Below are 1745 nucleotides of genomic sequence, written 5' to 3'. Positions count from 1 at the left end.
GGCGGGGACGGCGGCGCGAGCGCGGGCGGCGCCGTCGTGGCCGGGGCGCTTTCCCCCGCGGCGTCGCGCGGCAGCAGCAGCGAGACGGTGGTGCCGTGGCCGGGGGTCGATTCGATCGACACTTCCCCGCCGACCGCCTGCGTGAAGGCGAAGATCTGGCTGAGGCCCAGCCCGGTGCCCTTGCCGACCGCCTTGGTGGTGAAGAACGGCTCGAACACCCGCTCGATCACCTCGGGCGGGATGCCGCAGCCGGTGTCGGCGACCGAGACCGCCAGATAGTCGCCCGGCGCGCGATGACCGTGCGCGGTCGCGAAGGTGGCGCAGCGCGCGGTGATCGACAGCGTGCCGCGCCCCGCCATCGCGTCGCGCGCATTCACCGCCAGATTGACGATGACGTTTTCCAGCTGGACGCGATCGGCGCGGGTGCACCAGCCCTGGCTGTCGTCATCGAAGGTCACGGTGACGCCGTCGCCCAGCGTGCGGCTAAGCAGGTCCGACAGGCCGGAGAACAGCGCGTCGGCGCAGATCGGTTCGGGATTGATCGCGGTTTCGCGCGCGAAGGCGAGCAGCCGGCTGGTGAGCGCGGCGGCGCGGTGGGCGCCTTCGTGCGCGCTTTCCAGATGACGCGCGGCCTGCGCCGGATCGCGCAGCAGGTGGCGCTGCGCCAGTTCCAGCCCGCCGAGAACGACCGCGAGCATATTGTTGAAATCGTGCGCGATGCCGCCGGTCAGCTGGCCGACCGCCTCCATCTTCTGCACTTGGCGCAGGCGGGCTTCCTGCGCGCGCAGTTCGGCCGTGGCCTGCTCGACGGCGGCGGCGAGTTCGTCGGCACGCTCGCGCTCCTCGTCCGCCTCGGCGCGGGCGATCGCGCGCTCGGCAAGCGCGCGGACCATGATCCAACCCATCGCGATCGCGCCCAGCACCAGCAGGACGCCGAACACCGCCAGCACCTTGGCGATGGTGGTCGATCGCCGGACCGAGGCGAGCGCCTGCGACGTGCGCGCCTCCAGCAGACCGCGTTCGTCGGCGATCAGCGCGGTCAGCGCGGCGTTGATCGCCTCCAGCGATTCGGTCTGCCGCAGCTGCCAGTAGCGCGACAGCGCCTGGTCGTTGCGCCGGTAGTTCGTCTCCAGCGCGGTCGCCGCCAGTTCGCCGCCGCGCTGCTGGAAGGCGCTGCGCAGGTCAACGAGGTGTGCGCGCTGCGTCGGATTGTCGCCGGCCAGCTTCTCCAGCCGGTTGATCGTCTCGCCCGCGCGGCGCCAGTCCTCGAAATACAGCCGCCCCAGCTGCTGGTCGCCGGAGACGACGTAGCGGCCCAGCGACGCCTCCGACCGGCCGATCGTACCCTGCAGCGTGCGGGCCAGGATCATCACGTCATAGCTGTGCCGCTGCGCCGCGAGCGCGCGGTCGCGTTGCCGGTTGGCTTCGCCCAGGGTGATGACGAGCGCGGCAAGAACCACCGCACCTGCCAGCGCCATCACCCACAGGGTGATGGTCCGCCAGGCCGATACCAGCCCCCCACGGGCCCCGGCACTATCGACGTCGTTCACCGGCGCAGACTATCGCATGGCCGTCGTGCGCGAAAGAGCCGATCAGCCGATCGCGCCGACGGCTTTACCCGCTGCGGCGAACATGCCGATCACGCGGTCGAGCTGTTCGGTGGTATGTTCGGCGCACAGCGAACAGCGCAGCAGGAACATGCCGGCGGGCGTGGCGGGCGGGCGGGCGACGTTGACGTACAGCCC

1 protein-coding gene and 1 pseudogene are annotated in these 1745 nt (G+C 71.3%); both read right to left on the bottom strand.

The genetic code is table 11. From position 1 onward, the window contains the following. The coding region (locus tag AX685_RS17070; RefSeq protein WP_231792277.1) for an ATP-binding protein at positions 1-1550 on the bottom strand (1550 nt) is incomplete at its 3' end. 42 nt (positions 1551-1592) lie between these two features. Further along, positions 1593-1745 (bottom strand): annotated as a pseudogene (locus tag AX685_RS21810) (serine palmitoyltransferase); the annotation flags it as partial.

Source organism: Sphingomonas sp. CCH9-F2 (assembly GCF_001556735.1).
Taxonomy (GTDB): Bacteria; Pseudomonadota; Alphaproteobacteria; order Sphingomonadales; family Sphingomonadaceae; genus Sphingomonas; species Sphingomonas ginsenosidimutans.
The sequence above is the reverse complement of the archived record's forward strand: the minus strand, read 5'-3'. Positions and strand labels throughout refer to the sequence as shown.